We start from the raw sequence: 18,015 nt of genomic DNA, 5'->3' as shown, positions 1-18,015 counted from the left end.
CGGGGGACGGTCGCCTGACTCCCTGGAGCCAGACACGTGGCACGCGGACCAACTTGGGTTACCGTTGGCCCTGCCACGGCGCTCCGCGTGCCTTCGGTTGCACCTATATTCGTTCTACTGCATTCCGAACCGCCTTCCGATTGACCAGAATCGTCTCCCCCACCGGAGCCTCCATCGTCCAGTACTTGAACCCGCCCACGATCATGACCCTGTACCGCCGGCCTTCATAGATCTCGTCACAGCCGTCCCGCCTCATGGTCTCCACGACCCACACGAACTCCTCGTCCCTGGCCCAGTTCTTCCGAAGCGAATACCAGTGGGGCACCCACGGCATGGTCTTGGCGAAGGTCCACGTCTGCGCCTCCAGGAGCTCCCGCGCGCGCTGGAGATCCGCGTCCGGGATGGTCTGATCGAGTTTCATCGGCCCGGCCGGCGTGGGCTCATGGCTCACCGTCCCTGCCCCTCCATCCTCCGCCTCGCCGGCACGGCATCCAGCCGCAAGACCTGTCCCGTCGGCCCCACCTCCCCGAATCTCAGCACTCCCGTGGGGCAGCTCTGCACGCACGCCGAGCAGCGCACGCACTCCACGTCGCGCATCGGCAGCCCCTTATTGGCGAAGTTCATCACATCGATTCCCTGGTGACACACCGAGGTGCACACGTTGCACGAGATGCACTTCTTCTTCTCGGCCACGATTGCAAAGCGGCTGAACCGCGCGTACACGTGCATCAGCGCCGCCAGCGGGCAGGCGAACCGGCACCACACGCGCCCGGAGTACTTGAAGTAGAAGCCCACGCCGATCACGCCCCCGAACAGGATGTCCACGATCCACTTGTAGCTTGCCGGGTTTACCAGCTGGTGCTGCGCGTTCCTGCCTTCCAGGAGAAGGGCGAACAGGCTGCCGAGCCCGGAAGCCGGCATGGCCCACGCCGCGATCCGCAGCCCCAGCAGCGCGAAAGCGAAGGCCAGGAACACCTGCCCGGTCATGTTTAGCCTGTTCCAGCCCGGCCCGTGGGGCATCTTGCCGCGCTGGGTGTCTCCCAGCGTCTCGGCCAGCGCGCCGCACGAGCAGATCCAGCCGCAGTACACGCCCTTGCCCCACTTCCGGATCGCGAGCGGCAGCAGCACGAAAGTCTGCACGAACCCGATTCCGATCCACCACCACAGGGGCTGCTCGGTGAAGATGTTGTACACGTTCAGCGGCCAGGCCAGGATGAGTCCGTACGCGCGCCAGTAGGCCCGCGGGTGGCCCCAGTCGGGCCAGTGGCGCGCGGCGTAGTCGGCGGCGGGGATGTAACTCTCGAACAGCCGGTCGGCCACGAACTTCCCGGCACCCCCGCTGAACACTCCGTTATACCCCAGCCAGGGCAACACGATCTCCGGCAGCACGAACAGCGGGATCGCCTGCACCAGGAACAGGCTCAGCGTCTGCGCCGTGACGTAGGGGGTGTTGCGACTTCGGATGCGCCGAATGCCGAACCAGCCCACCAGCGCGGTGTAGAGCAGCGTGTAATAGAAGGACCGGCTCTTCATGGACACGGCCACGGTGCCCACCAGCGAGGCTCGCTCCCCTACCTGCGCCGACCACCACGAGCCCAGCGAGGCCAGGAGCTCCGGGGCGTTTCCGGGCCAGGCCCACTTCGACCACACGGCGGCTTCCAGGAAACCCCCGGCCTTCCAGTCGTAGAGCAGGGCCAGGAACGCGAGGAACAGCCCCACCGCGATCCAGCCCGCGGCCGTGCCTTCGCCCGCGATGCGGATCCCTGACCGGCGCAGGAACTCCAGCGGCGCCTCCCGCCCGACCATGGCGAACACCACGTCGTTGGCGATCGTCGCCGCCTCGCCGCCGGGGCCGGCCAGCACCACTTCGGAGGCGCGGATCTCGCGAACCTGCGCATGGAGCTTCACCGAAACGGCGCCGCCAACCGAGAGCGCCTCCAGCTTCGCCACGTTTTCGCCCTTCGCGCGCGAGAGCTGCGGGCCGCGGTGCGCCAGCGTCACCCGCGCGCCCGCCTCCGCGAGCGCCACGGCCGTCTCCACCGCGGAGTCGCCCCCGCCCACCACCAGCGCGTCCTTCCCCCGGTAGTCGGCGGGGTCGTGAAGCCGGTTGTACACCTTGTCGAGGTGCTCCCCGGGCACGCCGAGCATGCGGAAGTCGCCGCTGCGGCCGATGGCCACCAGCACGCGGCGCGCGCGAATCGTGGCGCCGTCCGCGAGGCGCACCGCCAGCGCGTTCCCCTCGCGCTCGATCCGCTCCGCGCGGCCGCGGCGGACTTCGATGCCCGCCCGTCCCACCTGCGCGCGCAGCTCGCCCAGCAGCGCTTCCTTCACCGTGGCGCTCACCTGCAGCCCGCCGGCGGGCTGCATCCCGGCCGGGTAGGTGAAGATGGGCTTGGCCCGGGGGAAGTTGACCAGCGTGGCAAAGGGCTCGGCGGCTTCGAGCACCTCGAAGATCAACCCGAGCCTGCGGGCCTCCAGGGCGGCGGCCATGCCGGCCACGCCCGCGCCCAGGATCAGAAGGTCCGGCACTCCCCCGCCGCTCCCGCTCACGCCCAGCTCGCTCGCGATGGTCCGCGCAACGCGCGCCCCCGTGTCGAGCGCGAACTTCAGCAGCGGCACCCCGGCCAGGTCACCACACACGTAGACGCCGGGCACGGAGGTGCCCCCGTCCGGGCGCACCTCGGGCAGCTTCTCCACCTGGCCCGCGGGCCATCCGGTGTGCAGCCAGCGGGCGTATCGGGCGATGGGATTGCTCAAAGAGACCTCGTTTCGCGGCGCGGGGTGCTGGAACCTGCGGATCGACGGCGCGCGGCCAACTCCTGGGTCCTCACCCGCGCGCAAATGTTACGGCCCGCCCCCGGCAAATTGGAGATACCTCCACAAATCGGCCCCAAGATACCAGCATTCCCGCCCCGTGTAACGTTTCGCTTCCCCTGCAGACCAACCCCGTGAAGGCCAGGAAATCCGGCCACATCGACGCGGGGGGCCGCTTCCCGCAGACCGTCCGCCGGCCCGAACCGGCACAGCACCCCAAAACGTGAAGGAGTCTCCCATGCGTCGCTTCCTCCCGATCCTCGTGCTCGCGCTCGTCGCATTCACCTCCGTCACCGCCCAGGCGAAGAGCGCCAGGGCCGCCTACGACGGCTACTGCCCGGTCGCCTACGTCGAGGCCGGCAAGGCCGTGAAGGGCGATTCGAAGTTCACCGTCCGGCACGAGGGCCACCGCATCCGGTTCGTGAGCGCCGACGCGAAGAAGATGTTCGAGGCCAATCCGGCAAAGTACAACGTGGCCTACGATGGCTGGTGCGCCACCGCCGTGGCCATGGGCAAGAAGGTGAAGTCCGACCCGACGCTGTTCACGGTCCACAACGGCACCACCTACCTGTTCTCGAACGCCGACGCCAAGAAGATGTTCGACGTCGACGCCGACATGACCGCGAAGAAGGCGGACGAGCAGTGGGCCTCGCTGCGGTAGTTCCGTAGGACCGGGCGCCCGCACAATGGGGGCGCGGCCTGCCCGGTCGAGGGGCCCCGGGGGTTTCCCCGGGGCCCCCACGTCTGCGGCGCCTGCCGGTCCGTACGGTGGTGACTCCGCCCGGTGGCTTCTCAAACCCGCGGTTTGGCGGTACGCTCCCGCGCGATGCGTGCGTGGAAGGCGGGCCGTCTACAAAACCGGGGGTTCGTGCGTTGACTCCGAGGTACCGGAAGCAGGCCGGGCCGCAGGATGCGGCTGCTTCGCCCGCCGCCGAGTCGGCGCTGCTGGTGCGGCTGCGCGAGGGCGACGAGGCTGCGTTCGCCTCCCTGGTGGACCGGCTTCACGGGCGGTTGCGGGCCATGGCGCGCACCATCGTGCGCACCGACGCGGTGGCGGAAGAGGCCGTGCAGGAGACCTGGCTGGCGGTGATCCGCGGCATCCGCGCGTTCGAAGGCCGCTCAACGCTGAGCACGTGGGTGTTCAGCATCCTGGTGAACCGGGCGCGCACCATCGCGGTGCGCGAGAAGCGCGCTGCGGAGGTCGAGGGAAGGCCCGTTCCTCCGTCCCCGGCGGCTTCGGCGGACCCGGAGGATTCCGAAGGCGACGGGGACGAGCCCGGCATGGGCGCCAACGGCCACTGGGAGCAGCCGCCGGCGTCGTGGGGCCTCATCGACCCGGAATCGGAAATGCTGGGCCGCGAGACACTGGCAATCGTGGAACAGGCGCTCGGGGACCTGCCGGAGCCCCAGCAACTCGCAGTGCGGCTCTGCGACGTGGAAGGGCTGCCCCCCGGGGACGTGTGCGCCATCCTTGAGGTGTCCGAGGCCAACCGGCGCGTGCTGCTGCACCGCGGGCGCGCAAGGGTGCGGCGGGCACTGGACGCGTATATGAAGGAGGGTCTCCGCCCGGGGACCCCTGTCGTGAAAGAGAAGAGGCCCTGAGATGCTGATACCCAGCTGCAGGCAGGTGGTCGAGCGCGCCTCGGACTTCCTGGAGCGCAGGCTCAGGCTGCGCGAGCGCATCGGGGTGCTGGTGCACCTGGCGATGTGCCCGGGCTGCAAGGCCTACGTGGAACAGCTGCGGCTCACCATCGCGGGCCTGCGCTCGTTGACGCCCGCCGGGGACGCCGGCCCGGCGCGCGAGGCGCTGCTGCGGCAGTTCCGCGAGGAGACGCGCAGGAAGCCCGGCGGAACCTCCCCACCCGCCTAGTGTAGTTTCACCAGCCCCACGCCCACCAGGATCGGGATCACCACCGCCACGATGGCCTCCCCCGCGATGCAGCCCGACGCCACCGGCACCATGTACACATCCGCGGTCTTCTTCGAGCCCGCGCGCCACCCGGACGCCGCCACCGCGCCCAGGAACATGGACACCACGGCGCTGCCCGGAACCAGCATCCCGATCCCCAGTCCCGTGGGCGAGGGCGCCCACTGCTTCGCGCGCGAGGATTCCATCAGCGTGAAGAGCACTCCCAGCACCACGGAGACCGCCAGCGCCACCAGCGCCCCCGGCGGCAACGCGCTCAGCCCCGCGGAGAGCAACCGCGCGAACCCGGCCCACTTCTGCGAGATGGGCGACTGCAGCCCGTTCTCGCCACCGATGCCGTAGGTGGCCCTCAGCAGCGGGTAGGCGTACGAGACCGCCAGCGCGCCCACGGGAATGCTCAGCAGCTGCGCGTAGGTGAGGTACCTGGGGGTGCTGCCGATGATGTCGCCGGTCTTGTAGCACTGCATCAGGGCCTCGGACTCCACCGCCACCGAGCCCGTGACGCCGCTGGCGGTCATGTTGACCATGATGTGCCCGGGAGCCAGCACGCCGAACACGCCCTGCATCATGTTCGAGAGCGCGCTCACCGGGCCCCAGTTGGTCTCCCCCACCACGCGGATGCCCACCAGCATCAGCGGCAGGGACAGGACGATGGAGGCGAGCGTCATCCACTCCGGGATGCCGAAGCTCCAGCGCATCACGGCCACCAGCGCGGCGGAGCACGCCAGCGAGCCGATGAGCACCCACTTCATGGGAAAGTCGTCTGCGTGCACCGACGAACCGGAGAAGCTCCGGAAGGTCTTCACCATGATGTTCCAACGCAGGAAGAGCGCGGTGAGCCCGCCGGCCACCAGCATCCCGGTGGCGGGCCACATCACCCACAGCAGCACGTCGCGGCGGGTGAGCGCTGGGATCATGCCCTGGCCGAGCAGCAGGCCCGGGGCGATCACCCACGAGATCAGCGCGCCGGCCAGCATGCTGGCGTTGACGCGCATCCCCACCAGCATGCCCGAGCCGAAGCTCAGCAGGCTCCAGCCCACGCCGAAGTTCATGCTGGTCCCGGTGGGCCCCACGCGCAGCAGCTCGGGAATGCGGTACCACGCATCCCCCACCAGCCGCGCGTCGGCGCGCAGCGACATCAGCAGCGCGGAGCAGGCGGTCCCCAGGCCCATCGCCTGCGTCACGCCGCGCGATTCGGCGCCGCGCGAGTCCAGCACGATGAGCGTCTCGGCGGCGGCCACGCCGTCGGGGAACTTGAGCTTCTCCTCCACCACGAAGTGCCGGCGCATGGGCACGGACAGCAGCGTGCCCAGCAGCCCCGCCGCGGTGAGCCATGCGAACGACTGCAGCGGCTGCATCTGGAAGTGGAAGTTGAGCGTGGGGTCGGAGTTCAGCAGGTCAAAGGCCGCCATGAGCACGCACAGGAACGCGGTGGCCCCCGCCGCGGTGCCCGCGGACGCCACGATGTTGTTCTCCCAGCGGTTGTAGGTGCGCGAGAACACGCCCAGCACCAGGAACCCGAACACCGCGGACACCACCGACATCCGCGGCCCGAAACCCAGCTTCAGGACCACGTAGGGATAGGAGAAGCCGATGAGCGCGGCGACCACCACCGAGACGAACACCGCGCGGAGGGTGAACTCGCGCGCGCCGGGCGGGCGGAGAGGCGCGGTGGCAGCGCCCGCAGCATGCGGCCGAGCTCGATCCGGTACGCCGGGTGCGCGGGCGCACCGGGGACGCACCGCGCCCATCGCGCGGTTGACATCCCCACGGGCCTCGGGCATCTTTGGCCCGCCAGAGTCCTTCCCCCGACTTCCCTGAAGCGCTTCTCCCGCGCGGCCGGATTCCCGCCGCGGGGTCCGGCCGCGGCGCAAGGCACCATTCTCAACCCGGTCACCCGCATCCGGAGGATCCCGCCATGCCCGTTCGCCTGGGAGATGTCGCACCCGACTTCACCTGCGAGACCACCGACGGCCCCATCGAATTCCACAAGTGGAAGGGCGACTCCTGGGCCGTGCTGTTCTCGCATCCGAGGGACTTCACCCCGGTGTGCACCACCGAGCTGGGCCGCGTCGCCGCGCTGAAGGGTGAGTTCGACAAGCGCGACACCAAGGTGATCGGCCTCAGCGTGGATCCGCTGGAGAGCCACATGGCATGGGTGGGCGACATCAAGGACGTCACCGGCCACGCGCTCAACTTCCCGCTCATCGCCGACGCCGACCGAACGGTCTCCAACCTCTACGACATGATCCACCCCAACGCCAACGACACCCTCACGGTGCGCTCGGTGTTCGTGGTCGGCCCGGACAACAAGGTGAAGCTCACCCTCACCTACCCCGCCAGCACCGGGCGCAATTTCCACGAACTGCTGCGGGTGCTGGACTCGTTGCAGCTCACCTCGAAGTTCGCGCTGGCCACGCCGGCGGACTGGACGTCCGGCCAGGACGTGATCATCGCCACCAGCGTGAGCGACGCGGATGCGAAGCAGAAGTTCCCGGGGTACGTGGCGAAGAAGCCCTACCTGCGGGTGATCCCGCAGCCCGGGAAGTAGGGGGCGAAGCGTGCGTGGCGCGCCGCGCCCCGGCGGTATTCCGGAGATCACCGCGCTGGAGCTTGCCCGGGCCCTCGAGCGCGGCGAGCCCGCACAGGTGCTCGACGTGCGCCTGCCCGTCCGGGTGGCGGCGGGCCGCATCGACGTGGCACCTCCCGGACGATTCCGGAATCGCCTGGGGTCCCAGGTGCTGGCCGCGCGAGACCTGGCGGAACTCGAGCTGGACCCGGCGCGACCCGTGACCGTCGTGTGCGGCCACGGCAACACCAGCCGGGAGGTGGCCGCGCACCTGCGGAGCCTGGGATGCCCGGCGGCATCACTCCAGGGCGGGATGGCGGCCTGGATGGCGCTGGTGCTGCCGCGCGAGCTGGAGCCGGTCGCCGGGCTGGACCGTTTGGTGCAGTTCGACCGGATTGGCAAGGGCTCGCTGGGCTACCTCCTCGTCAGCGACGGCGAGGCGCTCATCCTGGACCCGCCGCGCGACGCGGCGGCCTTCCTCGAGGCGGCGGCCGCCTGCGGCGCGCGCGTGGTGGGCGTGGCCGACACCCACGTGCACGCCGACTACATCTCCGGCGCCGCCCGCCTCTCGGCGGAGCTGGGGGTGCCCTACCACCTGCACCCGGCCGACGGGAGCTATCCCTACGACGGCACGCCCGGCCGGCTGAAGCTCAACCCCCTCGCCGACGGCGACGTGCTGCGCGTGGGGCGCTGTGAGCTCACCGCGCGCCACACCCCGGGCCACACCGAGGGCAGCATCTCGTTCCTCGCGGGCGAGGCGGCCGCGTTCACCGGGGACTTCGTGTTCGTGGCCACGCTCGGGCGGCCCGACCTCGCGGGCAAGTCCTCCGAGTGGGCCGCGCGACTCTGGGAGAGCCTGCAGCGGGCGCGGCGCGAGTGGCCGCCGGCGATGTGGATCTACCCCGCGCACTATGCGGAACGGAGCGAGCGCCGCCCCGACGGCGCCGTGGGCGAGCGCTTCGGCGACCTGCTCGGGCGCAACGAGGGGTTCCAGCCCGGGGATCGCGAGGAGTTCCTGCGCTGGGTGGAGGCGCGGGGAGCGGGCTTCCCGGATGCCTATCGGACCATCAAGGCGGTCAACGTGGGGCTGGTCGAAGTGGACGAGGCGGGCGCGGAGGAGCTGGAGGTGGGGCGCAACGAGTGTGCCCTGGGCGGCCGGCAGGCTTGACATCGCGGCTCGCCGGATACGAGTATGACCCCACTGTTTGCGGGTCACACTTGCCCCGCAGCGTCGCGCGGGGGCGATTCCCGGCCCGCGCGCGGGGAAGTCTCGGACCTGGCGGAAAGGGGGCTGGCTTCATGAAGTGCATTCTTGGGCTGTGCCTCGCCGCCCTGCTGGTGTCGGCGGGGGTGGCGCAGGCGGTTGAGATCGGGGTGGGCGCCTTCGGCGGAGCCAGCTACCCGGTGATCATGCAGGACGCCGGGCGGGGCACCACCTACGGCGTGCGCATGCCCATCAAGGGCGGCTTCCCGCTGACCTTCGAGCCGTTCTTCCAGTTGTACAAGATGGGCGAAGGCAAGCAGACGGTGGACGACACGGTGCAGGTCACACGCGCGGCGTTCGACGGCACCACGTTCGGCGCCAACGTGATCCTGGGCTCCCCCATGGGGATGGGACTGAAGTTCTTCCCCTACGGCGGGCTGAATTTCACCAAGCTCACGCGCACCGCCAGCGAGGACATCAGCGAGATGGGCTTCAACTTCGGCCTGGGGCTGGGCCTGGGGCTGAATGAGAAGCTCTCGATCATCGCGCGGGCCGACGCCAACATGGTGAAGACCGGCGAGACTTCCCGCAAGTTCGGCAATGTGCTCGTGGGGCTCAACTACGGCTTGATCGGGCCGGCGAAGGGAGGCAGGCCGTGAAGAAGCTCCACTTGCTGCTCACCCTGGTCCTGGTCTCCGCGGCGGCAGGCTGCATCCTGGTGTCGGCGCAGATCTTCACCACGATGGGTCTCGCCGACATCCATGTCACCGGCGCCACCGGGATGGACCCGGAGTTCGTGGATCTCAACACCGAGCCGGACTACGTGGACCACAAGGACGAGCTCAAGACCTTGGCCGACTTCGCCCTGATGGGTGATTTCACGAACGTGGGCACCGGCGACCTCGGGGTCGAGGTGTGGATCACCGCCGACTCCACCAACTACGGCACCGCCACCGAAGTGCGTGCCGGCGCGACCCGGCTGTGGGGGCCCTTCAACGTTGCCGGCGGGGCCACGCAGCACATCACGTGGGACGCATCCGCCGCCCTGATTGACAAGGCGGGCAAGGCGGTGCTGATCAACGAGGCCAAGGGGGACGGAAAGTTCACCCTCTACGCCCTCGGCGCCACGGGCGACTATGAGTTCCGCATCCTCAACGTGAAGATGCTGCTGACCCTCGACGTAGGGAAGTAGGTCAAGGGGCGGGGCGCTCCACGCGCCCCGCCCCGTCCATCCGAGAATCCCCGCGGGCGCACGGGAGAAGCCCGCGCACCCTGCTCCCCTACCTTACCAGCACCAGCTTCTCGTGCCGCGTGCCTGCCGCCGCGGCCAGCCTCACGAAATACAGCCCGGCCCCCGCACTCTGACCGGCGCTCCCGTTGCCTTCCCAGCGAGCGAAGTGCTCCCCCGCGTCCAGTCGTTCCCACCGGCGCGACCACACCCGCCGTCCGGCCACGTCCAGGATCTCGATCGCGGCCGGCCCTGCGGCGGCCAGGGAGAAGCGCAGCGTGACCCCGCCCCGCGCGGGATTGGGCGCGGGGCGCCGCAGCGCGAACGCGAGCGGCTTCGCCGGCTGCACTCCCACCAGCGGGTAACTGAATTCGAACAGGCTGTCGCCCGCGTCGAGGCCCTCGTTGAGGAAGGTGTCGAAGGCCCGGATGCGCACCACGGCGCTGTCGGTGAGCGCCATGGGCAGCGTCCACGCGTAGGAGCCGGTGTTGGGCACGTTCTGCGCCGCGATCGCCCACGGCCCTCCCGCGCCATGCAGCGAGTACTCCACCCGCACCGAGTCCACGCCGCGGTCGTCCCCGTCCGTCCACAGGACCGACTGGATCGAGCCCGCGGGCCAGTGCTCGCCCCCGTTCGGCGCGAGCACCTGGACCGTCGGGGGCAGGGTGTCGGGCGCGATCCCCACGTAGAAGACCTGCGGGTTGGACACGCCCCCGCCCGGGGCGGGGCTCCACACCGTGACGTGGTGGGCGCCCGGAACTACCAGGTCCGCGGCGGTGATCCGCGCGGAGAGCGAGCCCGGGCCCGACTGGACCGTGACCCGCGGGCTGCCGTCGAGGCGCACCTCGGAGCAGCCGGTGAAACCCGAGCCGGCCACCGCGATGTCGAACGCGGTGTCCCCGACCTCCTTGTGCGCGGGGGTGGCCGCGGATGTGGACGGCCATGGGTGCGCCGGTGCCACCAGGAACTCGTTCCCGTCGGAGAACTGCACGTGGGTCACCGAGAAGTGCAGCCGGGTGTTGGACACCACCGCCTGGGTGTCGGCGCCCGTCCCCACCGTGACCGCCAGCTCCGCCGCGCCCGGGGGCACGGTCAGCACGGCGTCGTACGCCCCGGTCTCCAGGTAGCCGAAGAGGAAGTTGCCGGCGGTGTCCACGGAGGCGGTGTCCACCGGGGTCGCGCCCCGGAAGAGCGTGACGGTGGCCCCCGCCAGCGGGGAGCGGTCCAGGGAAGTGGCTGCGTTGCTGTCGCAATCGGCGAAGGCGGTGCCACCGATCCGGCCGTAGGTGAACTCGAGCGGGCTGATCCACGCGCCAAAATTGTTGGTCGCCTTCACGTACTGTCCCGCGTACCACGCGGAGGTGCCGCCGGGACCGGAGGCGGATTCGTCCATGCCGATGCCGGTGTAGTCGCCCCAGCGGCTCTGCGCGGTATAGATCACGCCGGGCTTGAGCAGCACGCTGGGCTCCAGCGCGGTCTCCGAGGGCCGCCTGCCGGTGGCCCAGGACGAGGGGTACTCGGTGGCGCTGGAGCGGCCGAAGCCCAGGTACACCCCGCCGGCGGCGTCGGGGACCGCGGCCGGGTAGTAGTAGAACACGCCGTCGGCGCCGTAGGTCTCGTCGGTGAGCACGTGGCGGTCGCTGGTGCGCATGCGGTAGAGCCGGATGGCGGTCACGTCGCCGCTGCCGAAGTTGATCCCGAAATGCCAGGCGATGGTCAGCACCCCGTCGCGCACGTGGAACTCGGGGGTGCGGCAGTCATTGGTCTGAACCAGGTTGGTGGTCCCCGGCTGGGCCGCGTCAGGCGGCAGGCTGTACACGCTGGACGCCACCAGGTTGCCCGCGGACAGCACCGGCGCATCCGGAGGCCCGGTGATTCTCCGGTACGCCACGTTGGGCCCGCCCTTGTAGCGCACGGTGAACACGTGAATGGTGGAGTCCGGGCTCAGGTTCCGCCCCGGCTTGGTGGCGAAGATGCTGGCCTTGTCGCCGGTGGGCGGCGGGGAGAACATCACGAAGTCCACGAAGCCGGTCGGCAGCCCGTCATACATCGCGGCGCGGTCCATCACGCGGAGCTTCTGGTAGTTGTAGGTGTCGGCGGACAGCGTGTACTGCTGGGTGCTCACGGCGATCTTGTCGTCGCTCACCCCGAGGCCCGGGAAGTCGCCCCAGTTGGTGGTCGGGCGGGTGCCGTCCAGGGTCAGGTCGAAGCGGTACTGCCACCACTCGCCCCGGGCGTCCGAGGTCTTGGACACCGCGATGTACACGGCGGAGTAGTTCGGGTTGGTGCCCTTGGTCAGGGCCAGCGCCAGGAACCGTCCGCGCAGGGCGTCGTAGTGACACAGCGGGTCGAACACCGCGCCCTCCCCCGCCAGCACCCCGAAGAATGTGCGCCCGTTCACCTCGGTGCGGTTGCTGCCGTCCTTGTCGGTGACGGTCACCGTGACGTTTCCGGTGGTGAAGACGTTGAGGGGTCCGGCCGCCACGGTGGGTTCGCCCGGGATGTAGCCGTTCTGGGTGATGCCCTCGAATCCGGCCCCGGTGACGGGTATGTCCGGCGCATTCAGGCCGCTGGAGTCCACCGTCACACCGGGGAGCTGGGCGGCGTGGACCGCCTGCGTCATGCGCTTCATGGCAGACACCGCGGCCCGGCCCACCGGGGAGTCGCCCCGCGGACCTTCCATCATCACGCCCAGGCCCGGAGTGGCGGCGGCGTGGGCCCGGGGCAGCGCCTGGAAGCGCACCAGGCCCGGACGCACCGGCGCGCCCGGCTCCCCGCGCATGCCGCCGTCCTCGGGTAGCACGGAGGCCGCTCCGGCGCGGCCCGTGGAGACCACGGCGACGCAGGCAAGGAGGCCCAGGGTGGACAGCATCCACCCGCGGGGACGGGTGTGTCGGGTGACGCGAGAACTGGTCCGGCGGAGCAGGACTTCCATGGCGACAGGCTCCCGGGGCCCCGGGCCTAGGTTGGAGACAACTTCCAGTGTGGCGGCTAAGTGCTTATCGTAGCATAGATTGAGGCGGCGAGGCAAGGGCGGGTTTTATCGCCGTCCCGGCCGGACGCAAGTTCTCGTGCATTTTGCCGATAACTCCCGGGAAGCCCGACCAGCAGGCTCCGCGGGCAATTGGCCGCGGGGCTCTCAATCCCGGGACCTGGAGAGCCGCATGAAATCCACATTCGTTGCCTGCCTGTTCGTCGTCGCGGCGGCGTGCGCCCTTGCGCCCCTGGCGCAGGCCCAGATGAACACCGCCAACACCACGGCGAACGCCAACGCCACCATCATAGCGGCGATCGCCATCAGTCGCACCGCCCACATGAACTTCGGCTCGGTGGTCGCGGGCGGAACGTCGGGCACGGTGGTGCTCACCGCCGGAGCCAGCCCCACGCGCACGGCGGGCGGAGGCACCACGCTGGGCAACGCCGCGTCCGTGTCGTCGGCCACCTTTACCGTGACCGGCGAGCCCTCCAACACGTATGCCATCACCCTGCCCTCCAGTCCGGTCACCATCAGCAGCGCGGGCAACAACATGACCGTGGACACCTTCACCAGCAGCCCCAGCGGCACCGGAACCCTGAGTGGCGGCGGTTCCCAGACCTTGTACGTGGGCGCGACCCTGAATGTCGGGGCCAGCCAGGCGACCGGCGTGTACACCGGCACCTTCACCGTGACGGTGACGTACAACTAGCTTCACCAGCAATGTGCGGCACCGCGGGCCCAGGACCGGGCCGGCGTGGAAAGGAAGCACGGATGCGCGCGGACCCGCGACTGCACCCCGGCCGGACCCTCCCGGGAGCCAGGCTCCCCCGATTCCCAATTGCGCTCGCGATCGCCGGCGTGATCGCCCTCTCCCCTCCGATCGGCCAGGCGGCTCCGCCGGCCGCGCCGGAGGGCCTCGCCGCCTTGCGCGCGCCCTTCGAAACCACCACCACCGAGTCGTTGGCACCGCAGCCTCCACTGCCCGCGGTCGGGGCGGGCGGCATGGGCGGACTGCTGGTGGGGCCCACGCGCGTGGTGTTCGAGGGCGGCGTCCGCAGCGCGCAGCTCACCCTGGTCAACACCGGCGCCCGGATGGCCACCTATCGCCTCCGCATCATCCGCATGCGCATGACCGAGACCGGCGAGATCCGCGAGATCCAGGACGCGGAGGGCGCCGAGCTCTTCGCCGACAGCCTGGTGCGCTTCTCGCCTCGCCGCGTGGAGCTGGCGCCCCAGGTGCCCCAGACCGTGCGCCTGCAGCTGCGCAAGCCGGCGGACCTGCCCCCCGGCGAATACCGCTCCCACCTGCTCATCCAGGCGCTGCCGGAGCAGGCCGGTGAAGACTCCTCGGATCTCGCGACCCGCACGCTCACGCTGCGCCTCAAGCCCGTGTTCGGCGTCTCCGTGCCGGTGATCGTGCGCCACGGCGAGACGCGTGCTTCCATCCGGCTCTCCGAAGTGAGCCTCGACGACCCCGCCGGCGCCCCGCCCCAGGAACGGGTGCGCGTGGTGCTGGACCGGGAAGGCAACCGCTCCGTGTATGGCGACCTGACCGCGGTGCTGGAGAGCGGCCCGGGCGAGCGTGAGGTGGTGGGCCTGGCGCGCGGTGTGGCGGTGTACGCGCCGAACCCCCGCCGCGTCTTCCTGCTGCCGCTGCGCCTGCCCCGCGATCGTCCGCCGACCGCCACATTGCACATCTCGTTCGCCGCGGCCCCCGGGGCCGGCGAAGGACCTCATGCCGAGGCCACGCTCCCGCTGCGCTGAACGGAGGCCGGGTTCGCCCCGCCTCGTCGCGGCGCTCCTCCTGCTCGCGCTGTGCGTGCCCGGGCAACGGCCGGCATGGCCGATGCCCGCGGCCGAGCCCGGCGAGGCCGGCGGGCCGGAACTCACCCTGGTCGCGGTGCGCCTCGGCGACATGACGCTCACCGACGGGCTCGCCTGCTACCAGGCCCCCACGGGCCTGATGGTCCCCCTGGGCCCCCTGGCCGGGCTGCTGGACCTGGGCATTCGCGTGGACAGTTCCCGGCTTGCCGCCGACGGGTTCATCCTGTCCGAGGAGCGGCGCTTCCAGCTGGATGCCGCCACCCGCACGGTCCGCGTGGGCGGCCGCGAATTCCGGTTCACCGCGGGCCAGGTGCAGAGCATCGGCGGGGAGTTGTGCGTGGAGCACGCGTCGCTCGCCGCATGGTTGCCGCTGAGCCTGGTCTTCGACCCCTATGCCTCCACGCTCACAGTGGTCCCGCGGGAGCCGCTGCCGATGCAGCAGCGCCTCGAGCGGCAGCGCCTCATCGCCGGCAACCTGGCCCGCATGGGCGCGCGGGTGCCGTCCGGGCCGCTGCGCGAGACCCCCTACCGCCTGTGGGACGCGCCGTCCATTGACCAGACGCTGGCGGTCACGGTGGTTCCGGGCGAGACGGGCGGTCGGCGGGCGTGGTCCCAGCACACCGCCTACCTGAGCATGGATCTGCTGTACACCGAGGCGGGCGCGCGGCTCACCTCGCAGGGCCAGGGCGGGCATTCCGAACTGCGCCTGCACGCCGGCAGGCGCGACCTGCAGGGGGACCTGCTGGGACCTCTCCACGCGCGCGAGCTGGCGGTGGGCGAGATCGCATTTCCCGGCCTGGAAACGGTGTCCCGTCCGGCGCTGGGCACCGGGTTCCTGCTGAGCAGCTTCCCCCTCTCGCAGCCGAGCCAGTTCGACCGCCACACCTTTCGCGGCGACCTCCCGCCCGGCTGGGAGGTGGAGCTGTATCGCAACGGCGCCATCCTGGCATACCGGCAGGCGGGCCCCGCCGGGACCTACGTCTTCGAGGACGTGCCGCTGATGTTCGGCTGGAACTCCTTCCGGCGCGTGTTCCACGGACCGCAGGGGCAGCGCCGGGTGGAGACGGACTTCTTCAACGTGGGCGCGGACCTCACGCCGCCGGGCAAGGCCTACTACCGCCTGGCGGCGAGCGGACTGGGAGGGGCCCAGGAGCGGGCGTTGCTGGAGCTTCACCTGGGCCTGCCCGCGCACCTGTCCGCCACCGCCAGCCTGGCCCAGGCGCGCCTGGGCCCCGAGACGCGCCGCTACGCGAAGCTGGGCGCGCGGGCGCTGGCCGGAAACCTGCTCGCGGGACTGGACGTGGCCGGCGACCAGGGCCATGGCAAGCTGGCCAGCGCCTCGCTGCAGACGCGGCTGGGGCCGCTCGGCATCACCGCGCGCCACACCCGGGCGGACGGATTCCGCAGCGAGGTCGTGGGCACGCATCTGCGGTCACGGCGGCTCTCGTCGTTGCGCCTCGACGCGCTGGTGCACCCCCCGCTGCTCCCGGCCATCCCGGCGGTGGTGGAGATCAGTCGCGATCTCTCCGACCGCACCACCGACCTGCGCCAGGTGGCCGCGCGGCTCTCGTGCTCGCGACGCGGTCTCTCCGTGACCAGCATGTCCACCTGGACCCGCACCTTGTTCCCCTCCACCGGGGGCGCGCCGGAGGATGCGCTGCGCGGGCTGTTGCTGTTCAGCAGGCAGATCCAGGGGTTCGCGCTGCGCGGCGAGTTCGACTACGACCTGGACCGCCGGGAGCGCCGCACCGCGTTGTCGCTGGCGGCCGAGCTGCCGCACGGCGACGGCGTGCAGTACGGCGCCGGCGTGACGCGGGAGATGAGCACCGGCCGGGTGCGCTACCAGCTTTCGTACCAGAAGACCGACGGGGCGGTGGGCGTGGGGGTGACCACCGGGTACGCACGCGACGCGGGCGTGACGGCGGGCTTGAGCCTGAGCCTGGGGCTCAACCGGGAGCCCCGCACCGGGCGCTGGCACCCGCATGCGCGCCCCGTCGCGGTCGCCGGTGCGGCCTCGGCGCGGGTCTTCCTGGACCGCAACGGCAACGGCGCAATGGATCCCGGCGAGGAGCCCATCGAGGGAGCCAGCCTGCTGCTGGACGAGTCGTACAGTCCCGGCCAGACGGACCGGCAGGGCCTGGCGTTCCTGAGCCACCTGCCCGCGGACCGCAGCGTGGAGCTGGGGGTGGTGCCGGGCTCGCTCGAGGACCCGCAATGGGTGCTGGAGCGCCGGGCGGTGGAGATGGTCCCGCGCCCCGGGCGCGTGACCACGGTGGACTTCCCGGTGGCGGTCTCCGGGGAGATCAGCGGCACGCTGCACCGGAACGCCGCCGCGTCCCTGCGGCCCGCGGAGGGAGTCGAGGTCCAGCTGGTGGACGAGGGCCGCGGCCGGGCGGTGCGCCGCACGCACAGCGACTACGACGGCTTCTACAACTTCGCCGAACTGCTGCCCGGGCGCTACCGGGTGCAGTTCGCGGCTCCGCAGATGCTGGCCCTGGGAGTGGTGGCGCCCGAGCCGCGGCAGATCGAGGTGGAGGCCGGGGGCACGCTGCGCGAGGGCGTGGACTTCGTGCTCGGACCCGCCGGCGGAGCGCAGGCCACCGGCTCCCTGGCACTCGCCCCGACGACCGCCGGGCGCGCGAGCGCCGCGAGCGCCGCGCCGCCGCCGGCGGCGCACACCGTCACGGTCGCGCGGAGAATCCCGGTCATGTCCGCGCCGAAGCTCGTCCCGGCGATGCCCTCGCCCGCGCCCCCCGCGCCGCCGGCCGCGGCCCCCGCCGCGCGCGGCACCTCAGACCACGGCCGCACCCTCGCCGGGCTGCCGGCGCTCCCGCGCTTCCTGGCCGCGCCCGACACCACGCCCCGGGTGACCCCGGGCCCGCGGCCCAACTGGGACGAGCCGTTCCGTGAAATCGGGCGGGCGCTGTTGCGCCTGCTGGGCGCGGGGCGCAGAACGCCGTAGGAAACGACCCTGCGGCGCCCGTCCGGGAATCCACCCCGGAAGCCGCCCGGGACGTGGCGCTGGAAGTTCCACCGGACTTCGTCTCGGATTCCGCGAACCCGCCTCGAATCCCCGCCCCGAATCCCCGCGCGCCGCCTGCCGCACGCTGTGTTACCCTGCCGGGCAAGGAGGACGGGGCCGCGCCCCGGCACATCACCGCATGAAGCTCGTATCCCTGCTCGGCCTGGTGGCCGCCGCGTGCACCACCCTGGCCTATGTTCCCCAGGTCGTGCGCACGCTGCGCACCCGCTCCACCGGCGACATCTCGCTGGGCATGTTCGTGGTGATGACCACCGGCGTGTTCCTGTGGCTCGTCTACGGGGTGCTGATCCGGGACCTCCCCCTGATCGCGGCGAACACCGTTACGTTTCTGTTCAGCCTCACGCTGCTGGTGCTCAAGCTGCGAAGTGGCTGATCCGGCCCGGCGCTCCCCCGCCGAGCCCCTGAAACGCGGAACCCCCGGCCCATGGG

General features: G+C 71.1%; 15 protein-coding genes. 11 read left to right on the top strand and 4 right to left on the bottom strand.

Annotated features, from left to right (window positions below; all coding sequences use genetic code 11):
- Positions 1-103: 103 nt before the first annotated feature.
- Both HZB25_04995 and HZB25_04990 read right to left on the bottom strand, forming a co-directional pair.
- Positions 104-451 (bottom strand): hypothetical protein, encoded by a 348-nt coding sequence (locus HZB25_04995; protein MBI5836582.1) that lies wholly within the window; start codon positions 449-451, stop codon positions 104-106.
- Positions 448-2,745 carry an NAD(P)-binding domain-containing protein gene (locus tag HZB25_04990; GenBank protein ID MBI5836581.1) on the bottom strand — a complete coding sequence of 766 codons (2,298 nt, stop codon included), beginning with the start codon at positions 2,743-2,745 and terminating at the stop codon, positions 448-450. Before HZB25_04990 ends, HZB25_04995 begins: the two co-directional genes overlap by 4 nt.
- A gap of 307 nt (positions 2,746-3,052) precedes the next feature.
- Between HZB25_04990 and HZB25_04985 the strand changes: the two genes are divergently transcribed.
- The 3 genes from HZB25_04985 to HZB25_04975 all read left to right on the top strand — a co-directional run bounded on the left by HZB25_04985 (position 3,053) and on the right by HZB25_04975 (position 4,684).
- Positions 3,053-3,475 (top strand): YHS domain-containing protein, encoded by a 423-nt coding sequence (locus HZB25_04985; GenBank protein ID MBI5836580.1) that lies wholly within the window; start codon positions 3,053-3,055, stop codon positions 3,473-3,475.
- 212 nt (positions 3,476-3,687) lie between these two features.
- Entirely contained in the window at positions 3,688-4,416 is a 729-nt protein-coding gene (locus tag HZB25_04980; GenBank protein ID MBI5836579.1) for an RNA polymerase sigma factor, read from the top strand.
- 1 nt (position 4,417) lies between these two features.
- A complete protein-coding gene (locus HZB25_04975) occupies positions 4,418-4,684 on the top strand; it encodes a zf-HC2 domain-containing protein (protein ID MBI5836578.1) in 267 nt (88 codons plus the stop codon).
- Here HZB25_04975 and HZB25_04970 read toward each other — a convergent pair.
- Positions 4,681-6,492, bottom strand: a complete 1,812-nt coding sequence (locus HZB25_04970; GenBank protein MBI5836577.1) for an OPT/YSL family transporter — start codon at positions 6,490-6,492, stop codon at positions 4,681-4,683. The genes HZB25_04975 and HZB25_04970 overlap by 4 nt on opposite strands.
- A 167-nt stretch (positions 6,493-6,659) precedes the next feature.
- Here HZB25_04970 and HZB25_04965 point away from each other — a divergent pair, with 167 nt between their 5' ends.
- From HZB25_04965 to HZB25_04950, 4 genes are all read left to right on the top strand, one after another.
- Entirely contained in the window at positions 6,660-7,292 is a 633-nt protein-coding gene (locus HZB25_04965; GenBank protein MBI5836576.1) for a peroxiredoxin, read from the top strand.
- A gap of 10 nt (positions 7,293-7,302) precedes the next feature.
- Positions 7,303-8,478, top strand: coding sequence for an MBL fold metallo-hydrolase (locus tag HZB25_04960; GenBank protein MBI5836575.1), 1,176 nt, complete (start codon positions 7,303-7,305; stop codon positions 8,476-8,478).
- A gap of 131 nt (positions 8,479-8,609) precedes the next feature.
- On the top strand, positions 8,610-9,173 hold the full coding sequence (locus HZB25_04955; protein MBI5836574.1) for a hypothetical protein: 564 nt from the start codon (positions 8,610-8,612) through the stop codon (positions 9,171-9,173).
- Positions 9,170-9,706 carry a hypothetical protein gene (locus tag HZB25_04950; GenBank protein MBI5836573.1) on the top strand — a complete coding sequence of 179 codons (537 nt, stop codon included), beginning with the start codon at positions 9,170-9,172 and terminating at the stop codon, positions 9,704-9,706. The genes HZB25_04955 and HZB25_04950 overlap by 4 nt, the downstream gene beginning before the upstream one ends.
- Before the next feature lie 88 nt (positions 9,707-9,794).
- Here the strand turns inward: HZB25_04950 and HZB25_04945 are convergent, their stop codons facing one another.
- A complete protein-coding gene (locus HZB25_04945) occupies positions 9,795-12,677 on the bottom strand; it encodes a T9SS type A sorting domain-containing protein (GenBank protein ID MBI5836572.1) in 2,883 nt (960 codons plus the stop codon).
- Between the two features lie 229 nt (positions 12,678-12,906).
- Here HZB25_04945 and HZB25_04940 point away from each other — a divergent pair, with 229 nt between their 5' ends.
- The 4 genes from HZB25_04940 to HZB25_04925 all read left to right on the top strand — a co-directional run bounded on the left by HZB25_04940 (position 12,907) and on the right by HZB25_04925 (position 17,959).
- The gene (locus tag HZB25_04940; GenBank protein ID MBI5836571.1) at positions 12,907-13,428 is read left to right on the top strand and encodes a DUF4402 domain-containing protein; all 522 of its coding nucleotides are present in this window, start codon (positions 12,907-12,909) and stop codon (positions 13,426-13,428) included.
- Between the two features lie 215 nt (positions 13,429-13,643).
- A complete protein-coding gene (locus tag HZB25_04935) occupies positions 13,644-14,483 on the top strand; it encodes a molecular chaperone (protein MBI5836570.1) in 840 nt (279 codons plus the stop codon).
- 82 nt (positions 14,484-14,565) lie between these two features.
- Complete coding sequence (locus tag HZB25_04930) at positions 14,566-17,505, top strand: carboxypeptidase regulatory-like domain-containing protein (protein MBI5836569.1); 2,940 nt, start codon at positions 14,566-14,568, stop codon at positions 17,503-17,505.
- A 199-nt stretch (positions 17,506-17,704) separates the two neighbouring features.
- Positions 17,705-17,959 (top strand): SemiSWEET transporter, encoded by a 255-nt coding sequence (locus HZB25_04925; protein MBI5836568.1) that lies wholly within the window; start codon positions 17,705-17,707, stop codon positions 17,957-17,959.
- Positions 17,960-18,015: the final 56 nt, after the last annotated feature.

The sequence above is a fragment of the Candidatus Eisenbacteria bacterium genome (assembly GCA_016235265.1).
In the GTDB taxonomy this organism is placed as follows: domain Bacteria; phylum Eisenbacteria; class RBG-16-71-46; order RBG-16-71-46; family JACRLI01; genus JACRLI01.
Note: the sequence above shows the minus strand (reverse complement) of the source record. Positions and strands in the feature narration are given on the sequence as shown.